20 protein-coding genes are annotated in these 15,963 nt (G+C 35.6%); 17 read left to right on the top strand and 3 right to left on the bottom strand.

Annotation, left to right across the window (positions count from 1 at the left end):
• Positions 1 to 126: 126 nt before the first annotated feature.
• On the bottom strand, positions 127 to 2,184 hold the full coding sequence (metG, locus tag BUC11_RS04665; RefSeq protein ID WP_073352386.1) for a methionine--tRNA ligase: 2,058 nt from the start codon (positions 2,182 to 2,184) through the stop codon (positions 127 to 129).
• 555 nt (positions 2,185 to 2,739) lie between these two features.
• Between metG and BUC11_RS04660 the strand changes: the two genes are divergently transcribed.
• The 13 genes from BUC11_RS04660 (at position 2,740) to proC (ending at position 12,199) form a co-directional block, all read left to right on the top strand.
• Positions 2,740 to 3,051, top strand: coding sequence for a hypothetical protein (locus tag BUC11_RS04660; RefSeq protein ID WP_073352384.1), 312 nt, complete (start codon positions 2,740 to 2,742; stop codon positions 3,049 to 3,051).
• Positions 3,052 to 3,064: 13 nt separating this feature from the next.
• The gene (locus BUC11_RS16915) at positions 3,065 to 3,229 is read left to right on the top strand and encodes a hypothetical protein (RefSeq protein WP_175547728.1); all 165 of its coding nucleotides are present in this window, start codon (positions 3,065 to 3,067) and stop codon (positions 3,227 to 3,229) included.
• Positions 3,222 to 3,602 (top strand): hypothetical protein, encoded by a 381-nt coding sequence (locus BUC11_RS04655; RefSeq protein ID WP_245793763.1) that lies wholly within the window; start codon positions 3,222 to 3,224, stop codon positions 3,600 to 3,602. The genes BUC11_RS16915 and BUC11_RS04655 overlap by 8 nt, the downstream gene beginning before the upstream one ends.
• A 52-nt stretch (positions 3,603 to 3,654) precedes the next feature.
• Positions 3,655 to 3,825 carry a hypothetical protein gene (locus BUC11_RS16910; protein ID WP_175547727.1) on the top strand — a complete coding sequence of 57 codons (171 nt, stop codon included), beginning with the start codon at positions 3,655 to 3,657 and terminating at the stop codon, positions 3,823 to 3,825.
• A gap of 146 nt (positions 3,826 to 3,971) precedes the next feature.
• Positions 3,972 to 4,511 (top strand): DMP19 family protein, encoded by a 540-nt coding sequence (locus BUC11_RS04650; protein WP_073352435.1) that lies wholly within the window; start codon positions 3,972 to 3,974, stop codon positions 4,509 to 4,511.
• A 334-nt stretch (positions 4,512 to 4,845) separates the two neighbouring features.
• Positions 4,846 to 6,117 (top strand): serine--tRNA ligase, encoded by a 1,272-nt coding sequence (gene serS, locus BUC11_RS04645; RefSeq protein WP_073352381.1) that lies wholly within the window; start codon positions 4,846 to 4,848, stop codon positions 6,115 to 6,117.
• 81 nt (positions 6,118 to 6,198) lie between these two features.
• Positions 6,199 to 7,977 (top strand): tetratricopeptide repeat protein, encoded by a 1,779-nt coding sequence (locus BUC11_RS04640; protein ID WP_073352379.1) that lies wholly within the window; start codon positions 6,199 to 6,201, stop codon positions 7,975 to 7,977.
• Between the two features lie 138 nt (positions 7,978 to 8,115).
• Positions 8,116 to 8,430 (top strand): DUF4286 family protein, encoded by a 315-nt coding sequence (locus BUC11_RS04635; protein ID WP_073352377.1) that lies wholly within the window; start codon positions 8,116 to 8,118, stop codon positions 8,428 to 8,430.
• A 2-nt stretch (positions 8,431 to 8,432) separates the two neighbouring features.
• A complete protein-coding gene (locus BUC11_RS04630; RefSeq protein ID WP_073352375.1) occupies positions 8,433 to 8,615 on the top strand; it encodes a hypothetical protein in 183 nt (60 codons plus the stop codon).
• A 1-nt stretch (position 8,616) separates the two neighbouring features.
• Positions 8,617 to 9,096, top strand: a complete 480-nt coding sequence (locus tag BUC11_RS04625; protein ID WP_073352373.1) for a DUF6036 family nucleotidyltransferase — start codon at positions 8,617 to 8,619, stop codon at positions 9,094 to 9,096.
• Between the two features lie 42 nt (positions 9,097 to 9,138).
• Positions 9,139 to 9,918: a 16S rRNA (adenine(1518)-N(6)/adenine(1519)-N(6))-dimethyltransferase RsmA gene (rsmA, locus tag BUC11_RS04620; protein ID WP_073352370.1), complete on the top strand. Its 780-nt coding sequence runs from the start codon at positions 9,139 to 9,141 to the stop codon at positions 9,916 to 9,918.
• Positions 9,908 to 11,260, top strand: a complete 1,353-nt coding sequence (gene mgtE / locus BUC11_RS04615) for a magnesium transporter (protein ID WP_073352368.1) — start codon at positions 9,908 to 9,910, stop codon at positions 11,258 to 11,260. The genes rsmA and mgtE overlap by 11 nt, the downstream gene beginning before the upstream one ends.
• A 162-nt stretch (positions 11,261 to 11,422) precedes the next feature.
• Positions 11,423 to 12,199 (top strand): pyrroline-5-carboxylate reductase, encoded by a 777-nt coding sequence (proC, locus tag BUC11_RS04610; protein ID WP_073352366.1) that lies wholly within the window; start codon positions 11,423 to 11,425, stop codon positions 12,197 to 12,199.
• A 253-nt stretch (positions 12,200 to 12,452) separates the two neighbouring features.
• Here the strand turns inward: proC and BUC11_RS04605 are convergent, their stop codons facing one another.
• On the bottom strand, positions 12,453 to 12,902 hold the full coding sequence (locus BUC11_RS04605; protein ID WP_073352364.1) for a ferritin-like domain-containing protein: 450 nt from the start codon (positions 12,900 to 12,902) through the stop codon (positions 12,453 to 12,455).
• Positions 12,903 to 13,150: 248 nt separating this feature from the next.
• Here BUC11_RS04605 and BUC11_RS04600 point away from each other — a divergent pair, with 248 nt between their 5' ends.
• From BUC11_RS04600 to BUC11_RS04590, 4 genes are all read left to right on the top strand, one after another.
• Positions 13,151 to 13,531 carry a Dabb family protein gene (locus BUC11_RS04600; protein ID WP_073352362.1) on the top strand — a complete coding sequence of 127 codons (381 nt, stop codon included), beginning with the start codon at positions 13,151 to 13,153 and terminating at the stop codon, positions 13,529 to 13,531.
• 49 nt (positions 13,532 to 13,580) lie between these two features.
• Positions 13,581 to 13,847, top strand: coding sequence for a hypothetical protein (locus BUC11_RS16605; protein ID WP_084129515.1), 267 nt, complete (start codon positions 13,581 to 13,583; stop codon positions 13,845 to 13,847).
• Positions 13,848 to 13,850: 3 nt separating this feature from the next.
• Entirely contained in the window at positions 13,851 to 14,177 is a 327-nt protein-coding gene (locus tag BUC11_RS16600) for a hypothetical protein (RefSeq protein ID WP_084129514.1), read from the top strand.
• A gap of 77 nt (positions 14,178 to 14,254) precedes the next feature.
• Entirely contained in the window at positions 14,255 to 14,671 is a 417-nt protein-coding gene (locus tag BUC11_RS04590) for a hypothetical protein (RefSeq protein WP_073352360.1), read from the top strand.
• Between the two features lie 72 nt (positions 14,672 to 14,743).
• Here the strand turns inward: BUC11_RS04590 and nhaA are convergent, their stop codons facing one another.
• A complete protein-coding gene (gene nhaA / locus BUC11_RS04585; protein ID WP_073352432.1) occupies positions 14,744 to 15,904 on the bottom strand; it encodes a Na+/H+ antiporter NhaA in 1,161 nt (386 codons plus the stop codon).
• Positions 15,905 to 15,963: the final 59 nt, after the last annotated feature.

The following is a 15,963-nucleotide window of genomic DNA, read 5'->3' as shown; positions in this document are numbered from 1 at the left end:
TTCTTTTTTTAGCTAATATCTTATTTTTTTGTTCAAAAAGTATAAATCTTAATAAAAAATATTTCGAAGAGTTATTTAAGAAAAATTGCCACTAATTTAGTGGCAATTTGTTTACTGTACTCTTTCTTAATTTATTGTCTCCCCATTCGCTGCTTCAGCATCTGGATTTACAAAAACTAATTTTCCTTCTGCATTTGTAGTCATCAAAATCATTCCTTGACTTTCTACGCCGCGTAGGTTTCTTGGTGCCAAGTTCACTAAAACAGTTACTTTTTTTCCAATGATATCTTCTGGTTTAAAGCTCTCTGCAATTCCCGAAACAATCGTGCGAACATCAATTCCAGTATCTACTTTCAAAATCAAAAGCTTGTTGGCTTTTGGCATTTTTTCTGCTTCTAGAATGGTTCCAACGCGCAAATCCATTTTGGCAAAATCATCAAATTGAATCGCTTCTTTTTGTGGTTCGGACACCTTGTTTTCGGCTTTATTCGCTGTTTTTGTAGCTTCCAATTTATCTATTTGTTTTTGGATTTCCTCATCTTCAATTTTGGCAAAAAGTAGTTCTGCTTCTCCAATTTGGTGACCAGCTGGGATCAAATCTGAAGTTTCTGAAACAGTAGCCCATGACAATGGAGATTCTATTTTTAATATTCGGGATAATTTTTTAGCGGTAAAAGGCAAGAATGGTTCACAAAGAGAACTCAAGGCAGCAGCAATTTGTAACGCTACATACATTTGTGTTTGCACGCGCTCTGGATTATCTTTAATGACTTTCCAAGGCTCTTCATCGGCTAAATATTTATTTCCTAAACGCGCCACATTCATCAATTCACTCAACGCTTCACGGAATCTGTATCGTTCAAGCGAACTCGAAATCACCGCTGGATAAGCCTTCAATTCGGTTAAAGTCGCTTCATCCACTTCTGAAAGTTCGTTTGGTTGAGGTACAACGCCATTGTAATATTTATTGGTCAAGACCACCACACGATTAATGAAATTTCCGTAAATAGCTACCAATTCATTGTTGTTTCTCGCTTGAAAATCTTTCCAAGTAAAGTCATTATCTTTTGTTTCCGGTGCATTCGATGTCAGTGCATAACGCAAAACATCTTGCTGGTTTGGGAAATCTTCTAAATATTCGTGCAACCAAACCGCCCAGTTTTTAGACGTAGAAAGTTTGTTTCCTTCCAAATTCAAGAACTCATTTGCAGGAACATTATCCGGTAAAATATAGCTTCCTTCGGCTTTTAGCATCGCAGGGAAAATGATGCAGTGAAAAACAATATTGTCTTTTCCTATAAAGTGAACCAGCTTGGTATCTTGATCTTTCCAATACGGTTCCCAATCTTTTCCTTCGCGCAAAGCCCATTCTTTCGTAGATGAAATGTAGCCAATTGGCGCATCAAACCACACGTATAATTTTTTTCCTTCGGCACCTTCAACGGGAACATCAATTCCCCAATCGAGGTCACGAGTTACCGCACGAGGTTCTAGTCCGCCATCAATCCATGATTTTACTTGTCCGTAAACATTGGGTTTCCAGTCATTTTTATGTCCAACAAGAATCCATTCTTTCAAGAAATCTTCATAACGATCCAAAGGTAAAAACCAGTGTTTTGTTGATTTCATGATAGGTGTTTCTCCGGTAATTGTCGATTTTGGATTAATCAAATCAGTAGCATTCAACGTCGATCCACATTTTTCGCATTGATCTCCGTAGGCTTCTTCATTACCACACTTTGGGCAAGTTCCTACCACAAAACGATCTGCCAAAAACTGATCTGCTTTCGCATCATACAACTGCTCGGTTATTTGTTCTATAAAATCGCCTTTCTCATATAAAGTTTTAAAAAACTCAGAAGCCGTATCGTGGTGAATTTTAGCCGAAGTTCTAGAATAATTATCGAATGAAATACCAAAGTCAATAAACGATTTGCGAATGATTCCATCGTATTTATCGATAACTTCTTGAGGTGAAATGCCTTCTTTTTTGGCTTTCATTGATATGGCAACACCATGTTCATCGCTTCCGCAAACAAACAAAACGTCTCTACCTTGCAATCTTAGGTAACGGGAATAAATATCCGAAGGTACGTAAACCCCCGCCAAATGGCCAATGTGAATGGGTCCGTTCGTGTAAGGCAATGCCGCTGTAATGGTATATCTTTTTGGATTCTGTGTCATAAAATTATTTTTAGATTCTGAAATTAATTCAGAACGAGGTGCAAAAATAAGGAATTATTTATTGTCATTTTTATTGAGGCCGAAGGATTAGTAGCTATTTCCCGCTCTCCGCTGTATCTATTGTGCCGAACCCCGGCACAATAGGATGTCGCTTTGATCCGGGCTAGGGCATTTCGAATTTACATTGTACTTTTTAATTAATTCCTTCTTTCGCTTTTAGGAGGAATCTCAACACTATTGAGTTAGTAGCAAACAAGGAGGCGCTCTCTGCATGACAAATTAGATTGGAAAAGTTAGATGGAAACTTCAATATGTAAATTGTAACAAAACAAACCAATTTTAAGTTAACCTTTATACTCTACGATAGCAGTTTTAAAAATGTTCAGCCCCAATTATTAGACTCTCGAAACAGATAATTTCCTTAACTTTGAATCAAAGTATGAAATGAATTATACTGCCTCATGGTCCATCTATAGGATCTATGTAAAATTTCTGTTCTAAATAATTTGGCTATCAGATAAACTGGGTTAAAAGGTAACTAAGAGTAAAACTTCAATGAATAAATCATATATAAAGTGTTCAGAATGTGGCACAGTAAATTACAATAACGAGTATTGTAGCAATTGTAAGGCTCTACTTGATGTCGTTTTAAAACGTAAACTTGAAAGTGAAAGTAAACTTCAAAAAAAAATTGAGCAACAAAAAAATATAAAACCAAATAAAGTGGAGGCATTTTTAAAAAATGGTTTAGAACATTCGAACCTTGTAATTCGATTTTTTTTTAAAACAGGTTATGCCATTTGGCTTTTCTTTGCAGTTCTAGTGGGAGGTATTATTGCCTTGGTCACAGCCGCAGCCGCTGGTTAAAATATAAATCGAAATGAAAGTATCCAAACAAAATCAGCATTGCTCTTTCTCAGAAAGAGCTACAAAAAATAAAAAAGTTATAATTAAAAAAATAGCTCAAGCGTTTAGTTCTTCTTGGACTATTGGTGCGATTTTAGCAGTAATCTCCGCTTGGACAGCTGGCATTTTGTATGTTTAGAGTAGTGATTTACATAGGTATGTTTGTAACCGCTTTGGCAATCTATGTCTTGCAGCGGTTCAGCTTGCCATTGCCATCAGTAATCAATAATTATGCGAATGATTTGTTTTGTCTTCCACTGTTGTTAGGTGCGATGGAATTTACAATTCGCCATTTAAAAAAAGATAAAGATTTTAAATTTCCATTAGGCTTTGTTATTCTTTTAGCGAGTTATTACTCTTTTTATTTCGAATATTATCTTCCAAGTTTTAATCAGAGATATACAGCAGATTGGGCAGACGTAATTTTATATTTTATAGGAGGATTACTATTCTATTTCAGTGAAAATAAGAAAGGCGTAAGGCTTTTAGGAAAAGGTTTACAGGATATTTAAAATAAAATCTTCGGTTATGCATTTTAAAAGAAAATAAATCAAATCAAAAACCATGGCAAAAGGACCCGAAAAAAATACTAAAAATAAAGCTTTGCATACTAAATTGCTAAATCGAAAAAAGGCTAAACTTCAAGAAGAAAAAAAAGAAAAAGCCTTGCGCTTGAAAACTTTGATTACTAAAATGAATCAGCAAAAAAATAGTGACGAATCTGATGCCGGATAAATTTGAAAAGAATCTGTGCTAATTTGTGAAATTTGCTATTAAAAAATAATCTCTTAAAACACGACTCCAAAAAAAATCCGTTTTAATCCGTGTAATCTGTGGCAAAAAAAACGAAATTTGCCGCCAAACTCCTTAAACACAAATCCATGGAATTCGGTAGAATCATAATTTCAGAAACCGCAGCAAATAGCGAAAACCCACAAGACATAATCAACTCTAATATTTCGGTAATCAACCTGATGCGTGAGGAAAAAATAGATGATGATTTGATTCACGAAGATGCCTTAATGAGTTATTATCTGGATTATTACACCTCGCAATGTACCGAAGGGAATTTTGCTCAATTTGTCCATAATTCAGGTTGGGACAAGGAGCTCAACGAACTTATTGAAGAAGGTTTACAAATATTGGGCGCCGAAAAACATTTAGAATTGTTTCAACAACAGTCCAAAAAAGTAAAACTAATGAGTAGCGTAAAATTGAGTAAGTTCTTGAAAGGAAAGCTCGAGGGCGTAAACCCAATTCGTGATTTGCTCAATACCGATACTTTTTTCGAACTAGAAGAAAATCTAGTAAATTTGAATGCTGATTTCTTAAAATCCCATCCCGATCTCGAAGTGCTTTCGGTGGATGATATGTTTGCTGTTTTGGAAGAATTTGTGGGACACGAAATAAAAAGAGAGTAAGTTGCTTGGGTAGAGCTATTTCGCAGAGGCACACAAAGAAAAAAACACAGAGACTCGCAAAGATTATAAAGGCAAACTATCTTGTTCTTTTGTTAAACTTCGTGAATCTCTGCGTCTTTTTTGTGGCTCTTTAAGAATAGATTTTTCACAAGTTGCTTAAAGAATTTTAAAGTTAAACTTTGTGAATCTCTGTGTCTGCTTTATCCATCTTTGTGAAATGGTTTTTTACAGATTGAGTAAATCGTTTTTCCTCATAACTTTCCCACGTAAGTCCCAAACATTTCCTTAAATTTGCTTCCATTATTATACAAGTTAGCCCAAAAAAAATCAAGCTATGTTACAAATCGCATTTATTAGAGAGAATCAAGAAAAAGTAATCAATGCTTTGGCAAAAAGAAATATGGATGCCAAAAGTATTGTTGAAGAAGTGGTACAACTGGATGAAAAACGCCGCGCAACACAAGTGGAGCTAGACGGAATTCTATCCGAATCTAATAAATTATCCAAAGATATTGGCGAATTGATGAAAAGCGGAGAGAAATCAAAAGCAGCTATTCTAAAAGAAAAAACCGTTTTATTAAAAGAGAAAAGTAAAAAATTAGCTGAAAATGCAGATGTACTTGCAACATCACTTTTAGAAAAATTATATACGTTACCCAATCTTCCTGCGGATATCGTTCCTGTTGGAAAAACTCCCGAGGAAAACTTAAACGTTTTTGAAGAAGGTGAAATCCCGGTTTTGCACGAAGGAGCGCAACCACATTGGGAATTGGTAAAAAAATACGACATCATCGATTTTGAGCTTGGAGTAAAAATCACGGGTGCAGGATTTCCGGTGTATAAAGGAAAAGGAGCCAAATTACAACGGGCTTTAATCAATTATTTCTTGGATAAAAATACCGCTGCAGGTTACAATGAAGTTCAGGTGCCACACATGGTAAACGAAGCATCTGCTTATGGAACGGGACAATTGCCCGACAAAGAAGGGCAAATGTACCATGACAAAACAGATGATTTATATTTAATTCCAACGGCTGAGGTTCCCGTAACCAATTTATTTCGTGATGTAATTTTGAACGAAAATGAATTACCGGTTTTAACCACGGCTTACACGCCATGTTTCCGTCGTGAAGCAGGTTCTTATGGAGCGCATGTCCGCGGATTAAACCGTTTGCATCAATTTGACAAAGTGGAAATCGTTCGAGTGGAACATCCTGATAAATCATACGAAGCGCTTGACGGAATGGTAGAACATGTGAAAAGCATTTTGCAAGAGCTAAAATTACCTTACCGAATATTGCGTCTTTGTGGTGGCGATATGGGATTCACATCGGCTTTGACGTATGATTTCGAAGTGTTTTCAACGGCGCAAGACCGTTGGTTAGAGATTAGTTCGGTTTCTAATTTTGAAACTTTTCAAGCGAATCGTTTGAAATTGCGTTTCAAAGACAAGGACGGAAAAAACCAATTGGCACACACTTTAAACGGAAGTGCATTGGCTTTGCCAAGAGTTTTGGCCGGAATTTTAGAAAACTACCAAACTCCAGAAGGAATTGTAATTCCTGAGGTTTTACGTTCGTACTGTGGGTTTGATATTATAAATTAGTGGTCAGTGATCGGTGTTCAGTTAGTTTTTGGACAATGTACCGTTTAGCAAACTGAACACTGAATACTGAACACTTTCAAGATGAAAAATATTTTTCTACATATCGCGCTGTTTTTTTCATTGGTTTGTTTTTCGCAAAACGAGCAATTAGCACAGTATTATTATGACAAAGGCGATTTTGAAAAAGCAAAAATCAGCTACGAAGAACTGCTGAAAGAGATTCCTCAAAACTCTCAGTATTTCCTTAGAACAATTGATTGTGCGCAACAATTACTACAATTTGAAAGTGCCGAAAAAGCCATTCAACAGCGACTGGAGAAATACCAGCAGGGAAATCTTCTGGTGGAATTAGGGTATAATTTCCAGCTGCAAAAAAAGGATGACACAGCTAAAATATACTACGAGCAGGCAGTAGAACGAATTAAAAAAAATCCAAATGACGTGTACGGAATTGCTAACGCTTTTGAGCGAAAAGTGTTACTCGATTATGCGCTGAAATCCTATCAAACCGCTTCAGAATCGGATCAGAATTTTAATTTCAATTATCAAATAGGGTTGCTTTACGGTCAAATGGCTAATATGGAAATGATGATTGCTACCTTTTTGGACGAAGCGTTTACGAATCCTCAAAACTCTATCAGAATCCAAAATCAGCTGGTTCGCTTTATGGTTGACGAAGGAGATGCAAATTTCAATGAACTCTTACGTAAGGCATTAATCCTAAGAACCCAGAAAAATCAAGATATTTTTTGGAACCATTATTTGAGTTGGTTTTATGTACAGCAAAAAGAGTTCGAAAAAGCATTTATTCAAGAGAAAGCCATTTACAAACGCAACTCAGAATCACTTGCTAATATTGTGAATTTAGGGCAACTGGCTATTGAAGAGGAAAATGAGGCAGCGGCTAAGGAAATACTTGGTTTTGTATTGGAAAACACCCAAGATTTAGAATTACTTATCCAAGCCAATTCGTATTTGATTGAAATGAAAATAGAAAAAGCAGCGGATAATGAATTGGTTATCATCGGCAAAGAATTAGAGGATTTGTTGAAACAATTTGAAATAAGTCCTTTTACCTTATCTTTGCAGCTAATTCAGGCTCATTTCACGGCTTTTAAGTTAAAAAAACCAGAGGAAGCAAAAGCAATTGTCAAGAGCGCATTGGAGTTGCAACTGAATGATTACGAAGTGGCTAATGCCAAAATGGAACTCGCAGATATTTTGCTGTACGAAGAGAAATTCAATCAGGCATTGATCTATTATTCACAGATTGAATTGGATTTGAAGAACGATGTCATGGCGCATGAAGCCAGTCTGAAAGCAGCCAAAACGAGTTATTTTAAAACCGATTTCGTTTGGGCATTGAAACAGTTCAAGGAATTAAAATCGGCAAATACGCAATTGATTGCTAATGATGCCTTAGAGTATTTTCTGTTAATCAATGACAATACCGTTGCGGATTCGACACAAACCGCTTTGAAACAGTTTGCTAAAGGAGATTACCTGTTGTTTCAAAAAAGGAATGAGGAGGCTATAACACAATTTCTAGCCATACTTAGAAATCATAAAGGAGAAGAAATCGAGGCAGTCACCTTGTTGCGATTGGGCAAAATATATAAAAAGAAAGGTGATTTTGCTTTGGCTTTAAGCCAATATCAAACGATTATCGACCAACATAGCGACGGAATTTACATAGACGAAGCTTTGTATTTTGCAGCAGAAATTTATAACAAGCAAGTGGTGCCAGAGAAAGCGAAACCACTATACGAAAAGATAATTTTCGGTCATGAGGATAGTATTTATTTTGTGGAAGCTAGGAAGAAATTCAGGCAGTTGCGGGGAGATACGATAGCCCCCTAACCCCCGAAGGGGGAATTAAAGGAACACTATAAACAATGAATTTTTGCTATAATTATAGCGAATGGTATATAAATTAATGACATTTTTAACCCTACTTACCCCTAGTAGGATTCCCCCTTGGGGGGTTAGGGGGCTGATATGATACTATACAACGTTACTACAAACATACACGAAAGTGTTCACGATCAATGGATGATCTGGATGCAACACAAGCACATTCCTGAAATTCTGGCTACAGGAAAATTCTCTGCTGCAAGAATGGTTCGGGTTTTAATTGAAGAAGAAATGGGCGGAGTAACCTATTCTGTTCAGTACACCACGGATAGTAAGGAAACTTTGGAGAAATATTATCAGGAAGATGCGCCAGGTTTTCGTGAAGAAGGATTAAAATTATTTGGAGATAAAATGTTGGCGTTTAGAACAGAATTAGAACTGATTGCAGATTATAAATAGCCATGGAAATCCATTTTCAAACCAAAGAGGAAAGCAACAGAAAACAATTGGAGGATTTTTTGAAATTGTCCAAAGCAGAACGTTTTTATCAATTTTTGCGTTTGATGGAGAAGGTTAATCAATTTCCGGTGAAGCATAAAAACGACACAAATTCGAATTTTATTATTCAAATAAAAGCAAGCTGATATGTTTCAAAAATGGGAAGAAAATATTAGTCAATTCATTGCTATTGCCAATATACATAATGTCAGAATGTTGATGGTTGGCGGAGGAGCAGTAAATTTTCATGGATACCAGCGTCATTCAGCAGCTGTCGATTTTTGGATTGAGACCACGGATGAAAACTTTAAAAAATTAGTGTCCGTTTTTAATGAAATGGGATATGAAATTGATGATTTCCCCGAAAATGTAAAAAAACAAGAACAAAATATATCCGTTAAATTCTCTCCAGTAGACTTAGATTTAGAATTAATCACAAAATTTTCTGTAAATAAAACTTTTGCAGAAGCGTTTGAAAGTAGTGAAGAAGTACAAGTGAAGGACACTCTCTTTTTAAAATGGAATGTACTGTCATTAGAGGATTTAATAACAAGTAAAATTAAAGCAAACAGGCCTAAGGATTTATTGGATATTCAGCAATTGCGAGAAATAAACAAAAATCAATAAATTAGGGTAATAAAAAATACTGGAAAGTATTCAGCATAAAAAATGGAAAAAGTAAAAGCCAAAAAACACCTCGGACAACATTTCTTAAAAGATGAAAGCATTGCAAAAGATATTGCAGACACCTTGAACTTAGAAGGATATGAGGATGTATTAGAAATAGGTCCCGGAATGGGAGTTTTGACTAAATATTTATTGGATAAACCCGTGAATACCTATGTTATTGAAATCGATGCGGAATCAGTGACATATTTAGATGAAAATTATCCAAAATTAAAGGACCGAATCATTTCTAAAGATTTCTTGCGGTACAATATAAATGAGATATTCGAAGGAAAGCAGTTCGCTATCATTGGAAATTTTCCCTATAATATTTCGACTCAAATTGTATTTAGAACTTTGGAATATCGTGATCAGATTCCCGAATTTGCAGGAATGTTCCAGAAAGAAGTAGCGCAACGAATTTGTGAAAAAAAAGGAACAAAAGCCTATGGAATTCTATCGGTTTTGGTTCAAGCCTTTTACGATGCGGAGTATTTATTTACGGTAGATGAACATGTTTTTATTCCACCACCAAAAGTGAAATCGGGAGTTTTACGTTTGCGCAGGAAGAAAGATTACAGTTTGCCATGCGGCGAAAAGTTATTTTTCACTGTAGTAAAAACCGCTTTTCAACAACGACGCAAAACGTTACGAAATAGTTTAAAAACCTTAAATTTGTCCGATAGTTTGCGAGAAGACAAAATCTTTGATCTACGTCCAGAACAATTAAATGTAGAAGAGTTCATTGCACTTACCCAAAAAATAGAAGCCGATGGAGTTTAAAATCAGCAAAGTACTAATTCAAGAATTAGAGCAACTTATTCAAAATAAAAACGACGAGCAACTGGGCGTTTTATTGAATGATATGCATCACGCTGATATTGCTGAAATTCTAGATGAGCTTGATTTTAATGAAGCGACCTATATTTTTAAAGTTTTAGACAGTGAAAAAACCGCTGAAATTCTTCTAGAATTAGAGGATGATTTACGCGAGAATATATTAAGCAGGCTTTCGCCAAAGGAGATTGCGGAAGAGTTAGACGAGTTGGAAACGAATGATGCAGCCGATATTATTGCCGAGCTTTCGCAAGATTTGAAAGCAGAAGTAATATCAGAACTTCAGGATGTAGAGCATGCCAAAGATATTGTGGATTTGTTGCGTTATGACGAAGATACCGCAGGTGGAATCATGCACAAAGAATTGGTTAAAGTCAATGAAAATTGGAATGTACTTACTTGTGTCAAAGAAATGCGCATTCAGGCCGAAAATATTTCCAGAGTTCATTCTATTTATGTGGTGGATGATGAAGACCGGCTAAAAGGACGTTTGTCTCTCAAGGATTTATTGACTACTTCTTCCAGAACGCCAATTAACGATGTTTATATTCGAAAATTGAACTCGGTAAAAGTAGATACTGAAGATGTTGAGGTGGCGCGAATCATGCAAAAATACGATTTAGAAGCCATTCCAGTTGTAGATGAATTAGGAAGACTAGTAGGCCGAATCACCATTGATGACATTGTAGATGTAATCAAGGACGAGGCCGATGAAGATTACCAGTTGGCAGCAGGTATCTCACAGGACGTAGAAGCGGATGACAGTATATTTGAACATACAAAAGCACGCTTGCCTTGGCTAGTTTTGGCTCTTTTAGGTGGTTTTATCTCTGTAAAAGTGCTCGGATTATTTGAAGGAGCGATGCTTGAACATGGGAATTTGTTCTTTTTCACGCCCCTTATTGCAGCTATGGCAGGAAATGTTGGGGTGCAATCTTCGGCAATTATTGTGCAGGGTTTGGCAAACAATACGTTAAGTGGATCATTATTTAGTAGATTGGTCAAAGAAGTGTCACTAAGTTTATTAAACGGACTTATTTTGGCTACGATATTATTTTTAGGAAGTCATTTTCTGTTGAATGTTGAAATTATAATCGGAATTATTGTTACCGTAGCATTGATGTCGGTAATTATTATTGCTTCATTAATAGGAACTTTTGTTCCGTTATTGCTGGATAAATTTGGTATTGACCCCGCTTTAGCAACGGGACCGTTCATCACAACGAGTAATGATATTTGCGGAATTTTGATTTATTTTTCGATAGCAAAAATGATTTTAGGGTTTTAAGAGAGAGAATAGAACAAAGAAGAAAGATAATAGAATTTGATAGGGAATTAAACAACAAACTAATACAACTATAACTACACAACCAACACTTTACCCTAACAGAACGCTATCTTTTGGAGAGGTACCGAAGCTTCGGGAGGGGAGAGGAAAACCACAACCAGCATGAAAGTACACATCATTGGCGGAGGAAACTTAGGTGTTTCTATCGCATTAGGACTATCCAAATTTTCACCAGAAAATCAAGTTACTATAACCCGAAGAAACACGTCTAGTATTCTGTATCTTGAAAAATTAGGTGCAACCGTTTCCACTAGTAATATTCATCAGATTCAGGAAGCTGATGTCATTATTTTAACGATAAAACCGTACCAAGTAGATACCGTTTTAGCCGAAATCCTTCCTGTAATTTCCAATAAAATCATCGCTTCGGCAGTGAGCGGCTTGTCCATAGAAAATTTACAAAACAAGATTGGTACGGCTAATAGTGCGATCCGAATCATGCCTAATATTGCGGCACAATTTGGCGCATCAGCCACTTGTATTGCATTCCACGAAAAAGACAAAGAGAAAGCACAAGGCGTAGTTTCCCTTTTTCAGAGTTTAGGAACCGCTCCTATTATTGACGAAAAATTAATGGATGCCGCGACTGTTTTGGCAGCCAGTGGAACCGCTTTTGCGTTGCGATACATTCGCGCATCGATGCAAGCCGGTATCGAAATAGGTTTTGACTGGCAGACCGCATTAGCCATTTCAGCACAAACCGTAAAAGGCGCTGCCGAAATGCTACTCGAAGAAAAAGTACATCCAGAACAATTAATTGACCGTGTAACTACGCCACAAGGCTGCACCATTGCTGGTTTGAATGAAATGGAAATGCACGGATTTAGTTCGTCTTTGATACGAGGAATCAAAACGTCTTTGAAACAAATCAAGGGATAAACGTCATTTGGGGTGACCTTCTCCTTAAATTAATATTGACATTTTGTATAAGTTTTTGCTGCTATAATGAGGCAATTTATACAATTCCAAAAAAAGGTCCCGTTGTTTTTTTATAGAAATCGCTTAGCCATTATTCAAGATTCTGAAATTAGATATCTACATTAATGGCTAAGCGATTTTTTACTTGAATTAAATATAACCAGCGAGTTAGTAAAATTAATTTTGACTAATACTTGTTGCTGTAAATAAAAATTTAAGCCATTAGATTGCTTAGTTCTTTTACTTCTTGATAGTTTGCTTTTATTGCTGCGTGTTGTTCATTTATCATCATCAATTGTTCAGCAGATAGATTTTCAGCATTGTTTAATGCCTCATCATAGGTTTCAAGTGCAGCTTCTTCTCCATATTCACATGAATTGATTATCGCCTTTCTGTCGCTACCTGTCATTGCAGATTTAATATCCATCCATACTCTAAACAACTTACCTGATGTAGTTGTTCCTTCAATGGGTGTTCCGCCTAATCTTTTTACTTCTGTAGCAAGATCTGCTTTACATTTCAAACTTGTTTCAGTAAAATGAGAAAATAATGTTTTTAAGTCTGTTTCATCAGCCTCTTTTGAAGCAGTTTCGTACCCTTGAATTCTATCGTTGTTGATTTGGACTAACGAATTTAGTATTTCAATTGATTTTTCAGTGTTCATATTTTTTGTATTTAAGGAGTGAATTAATTTTCACTTACACAAATATCAGGATACTTTACAATAAAACTTTTACACAATTTTTCTAAAATATTGTAATATTGACATGTAACTAAATAACTGATAAACAGATATTAAAATCTAAACCAGTGAGATGGTTAGTTACTGATTAGATGTACTAGTTACAAGTACAATGCGTTACATTCGCTAATATTTTATAAAACAACTCTTATATTTGAAAAAAAACTATCATGAAAAAACTACTGCTATTAAGCCTTATTTTAATTTCAAGTTATGCTGTAAGTGCTATAAAAGACAAGCAAAGACAAGTGCTCAGACATGTGGTATTATTTGGTTGGAAACCTGGAACAGATCCTACAGCAATTGACAAAGTGGTAACTGCTTTTGGGGATTTAGAACACAAAATCAAATTGATCAAAGCTTATGAGTGGGGAGTTAACAACAGTCCTGAAAATTTGAATAACGGTTTGACGCATTGTTTTACTTTAACATTTAATAGTGAAGCTGATAGAGATGCGTATTTAATTCATCCCGATCATAAAGCTTTAGTAGCTCTTTTGAATCCGGCTCCAGACAAAGTGACTGTAGTAGATTATTGGACTACAAAGTAGAAATTAAGTCAGTAGAAAATCTAAATATTAAAAAACAAGAGAATTTGACATGAAAAAAGTAGCAGTAATTCTGATCTTAGTATTTAATCTAAATGTAAATGCTCAAGAAGTAAGTGTTGAAAAATCCATTTTTGGAATCCAAGCCGGTTTTGGAACACGTGTGGGGATTTGGTTGAATATTGAAATGAAGTTGACTAATAGCATTGCTTTGCGAAGTGAAATTGGTCTTGAAAATGATTATACAGTAGGAACTCATTATGAAGGTGCAGGTTTTATTTTGCAACCCATAGTATCCTTAGAACCAAGATATTATTAGAATTTGGAAAAAAGGAACTCCAACGGTAAAAAAATTAATAATAACAGCGGTAATTATGTTTCGGTTAGAACCAGTTATCATCCGGATTGGTTTGTGCTTAATTTAGACGATGCTATAACTAAAACAGCTGATTTAGCAATTGTTCCTACTTGGGGATTAAAACGTCAAATAGGTGCTCATTTTACGTATGAAACCGCTGTAGGAGTCGGATATCGTGTAGTATATGTAAAGGAGAATTCTTTTAATGACAATGCGACAAATGTAGATGAGGACTATAATAGAAACCAATATATAATTCATTTACAGCTATCAATTGGATATGCTTTTTAGAAAAAGTATTTTGAAATTGTAAAAAAAATTAATAATGAAATATTTATCATCATACTAATCAGTTAATCCATTTACTTATGAATCAAGGTACAATTATAGTTAGAATGTCTAAAAGTAGTGGAATTTATAATAAGGCAAATATGTATTCAGTTCGCGTGGCTAATGAAACAGCTTGCGAAATGAACTTCAAAAACAACCGCCGAGAATTTCTTGTTGAGAGCGGAAAGCACTTTATTGAAATTGGCAACGAAGTATCCTGTCAAAAAGAAGAAGTGGTCTTGAGAGCTGGTCAAACTAAGATAGTTACCATAAACCCAAGTTGTACATACCATCTTGGAAGAGGAATCATGATAGGATTAGTGTTGGCAAGTATCGTTATTCAGTTTGCTATACTTCAGAAGTTCACTCCTCTAATGGTGATTCCTTGCGTAGGTTTCTTATTTATCAGGAAAAGTAATTTTGAAAATAGTTTTGGAATAACCCAATCAAGCTAAGGTCAATTGTCACTAAAAAAATGCCTCGTTTACAGTTTTGTAAACGAGGCATTTTTATAAATATAACCGAGGTTATTTAGTTACTTTTTTTCTTGCGGGCCTTAGTACAAACTTTAGCCATATAAAACCAATTGTTCCAGCAATAAAAGAGGCAATTAGAATCGCTATCTTGGAGTAGGTAATGACTTCTTGTCCATCATTTTTAAAAGCCAGTAGCGTAATAAAAATAGACATCGTGAAACCGATACCACCCAACATTCCCGCACCTAAGATGTCGCTCCATTTTAAATCTCTTGGAAGTGTACAAATCCCTAAACTCACAGCAATAAATGAAAATAGCCATATCCCTAATGGTTTTCCTACCACGAGACCTAGAATGATTCCAATTGTGTTGGGATGATTCAATCCTTCGTGCCATTCGCTTCCAATAGCGATGCCTGTATTAGCGATGGCAAATAAAGGAAGAATAAAAAAGGCAACGGGATTATGCAAAAAATGCTGTAATTTATAGGAGGAGGTTTTCTTGCCTCCATTACCAAATGGGATCACAAAAGCTAGTAAAACGCCGGTGATCGTGGCATGTACTCCAGAATTTAACATAAAATACCACATTGCGGCACCACCAATCAGATAAGGTATGAGATTGTGAACCTTTCTTCTATTGAGAATAAACAGCCCGCCCATGATGGACAAAGCAATAAACAAATTTATGTAGGCAATGGACTCTGTATAAAATATGGCAATGACCATGATGGCACCTAAATCATCTATTACAGCAAGTGCAGTCAGAAATACTTTGAGTGAGGTAGGAACGCGATTCCCTAATAACGATAAAATACCAATAGCAAATGCGATATCAGTTGCCATTGGGATTCCAGCACCATTTTGTGTGATTGTACCAAAATTCAATAGTAAAAAGATACCTGCCGGAATAATCATTCCCCCAAAGGCTCCAAAAAGAGGTAAAGCTGCATTTTTTATACTAGATAATTCCCCTTGATACATCTCTCGCTCTAATTCCAAACCAATCAAAAGAAAGAAGATTGTCATTAAACCATCATTTATCCATTCCGTTACAGAATGGCTGCCTAGTTTGGCTGCCCAAAATGCAATATATTCAGTTTGAATGGATGAGTTAGCTAATAAAAGAGAGACTATTGTGACAGAGAGTAGCAGAAGACCACCAGATTTTTCGCTTTTGAAAAAAGCTTTAAATGTTTTCGTTAATTTCATTACTGAGTTTTCTTTTTTTACAATGATTCGATTTGTAAAAAAAATTGAAGTTGCAAATT

The organism is Flavobacterium xanthum (genome assembly GCF_900142695.1).
Lineage (GTDB): Bacteria > Bacteroidota > Bacteroidia > Flavobacteriales > Flavobacteriaceae > Flavobacterium > Flavobacterium xanthum.
Note: the sequence above shows the minus strand (reverse complement) of the source record. Positions and strands in the feature narration are given on the sequence as shown.

Excerpts from the sequence above, each read along its gene's own strand:
- metG (WP_073352386.1), bottom strand. The coding sequence starts at position 2,184 with ATGACACAGAATCCAAAAAGATATACCATTACAGCGGCATTGCCTTAC.
- BUC11_RS04660 (WP_073352384.1), top strand. The coding sequence starts at position 2,740 with ATGAATAAATCATATATAAAGTGTTCAGAATGTGGCACAGTAAATTAC.
- BUC11_RS16915 (WP_175547728.1), top strand. The coding sequence starts at position 3,065 with ATGAAAGTATCCAAACAAAATCAGCATTGCTCTTTCTCAGAAAGAGCT.
- BUC11_RS04655 (WP_245793763.1), top strand. The coding sequence starts at position 3,222 with ATGTTTAGAGTAGTGATTTACATAGGTATGTTTGTAACCGCTTTGGCA.
- BUC11_RS16910 (WP_175547727.1), top strand. The coding sequence starts at position 3,655 with ATGGCAAAAGGACCCGAAAAAAATACTAAAAATAAAGCTTTGCATACT.
- BUC11_RS04650 (WP_073352435.1), top strand. The coding sequence starts at position 3,972 with ATGGAATTCGGTAGAATCATAATTTCAGAAACCGCAGCAAATAGCGAA.
- serS (WP_073352381.1), top strand. The coding sequence starts at position 4,846 with ATGTTACAAATCGCATTTATTAGAGAGAATCAAGAAAAAGTAATCAAT.
- BUC11_RS04640 (WP_073352379.1), top strand. The coding sequence starts at position 6,199 with ATGAAAAATATTTTTCTACATATCGCGCTGTTTTTTTCATTGGTTTGT.
- BUC11_RS04635 (WP_073352377.1), top strand. The coding sequence starts at position 8,116 with ATGATACTATACAACGTTACTACAAACATACACGAAAGTGTTCACGAT.
- BUC11_RS04630 (WP_073352375.1), top strand. The coding sequence starts at position 8,433 with ATGGAAATCCATTTTCAAACCAAAGAGGAAAGCAACAGAAAACAATTG.
- BUC11_RS04625 (WP_073352373.1), top strand. The coding sequence starts at position 8,617 with ATGTTTCAAAAATGGGAAGAAAATATTAGTCAATTCATTGCTATTGCC.
- rsmA (WP_073352370.1), top strand. The coding sequence starts at position 9,139 with ATGGAAAAAGTAAAAGCCAAAAAACACCTCGGACAACATTTCTTAAAA.
- mgtE (WP_073352368.1), top strand. The coding sequence starts at position 9,908 with ATGGAGTTTAAAATCAGCAAAGTACTAATTCAAGAATTAGAGCAACTT.
- proC (WP_073352366.1), top strand. The coding sequence starts at position 11,423 with ATGAAAGTACACATCATTGGCGGAGGAAACTTAGGTGTTTCTATCGCA.
- BUC11_RS04605 (WP_073352364.1), bottom strand. The coding sequence starts at position 12,902 with ATGAACACTGAAAAATCAATTGAAATACTAAATTCGTTAGTCCAAATC.
- BUC11_RS04600 (WP_073352362.1), top strand. The coding sequence starts at position 13,151 with ATGAAAAAACTACTGCTATTAAGCCTTATTTTAATTTCAAGTTATGCT.
- BUC11_RS16605 (WP_084129515.1), top strand. The coding sequence starts at position 13,581 with ATGAAAAAAGTAGCAGTAATTCTGATCTTAGTATTTAATCTAAATGTA.
- BUC11_RS04590 (WP_073352360.1), top strand. The coding sequence starts at position 14,255 with ATGAATCAAGGTACAATTATAGTTAGAATGTCTAAAAGTAGTGGAATT.
- nhaA (WP_073352432.1), bottom strand. The coding sequence starts at position 15,904 with ATGAAATTAACGAAAACATTTAAAGCTTTTTTCAAAAGCGAAAAATCT.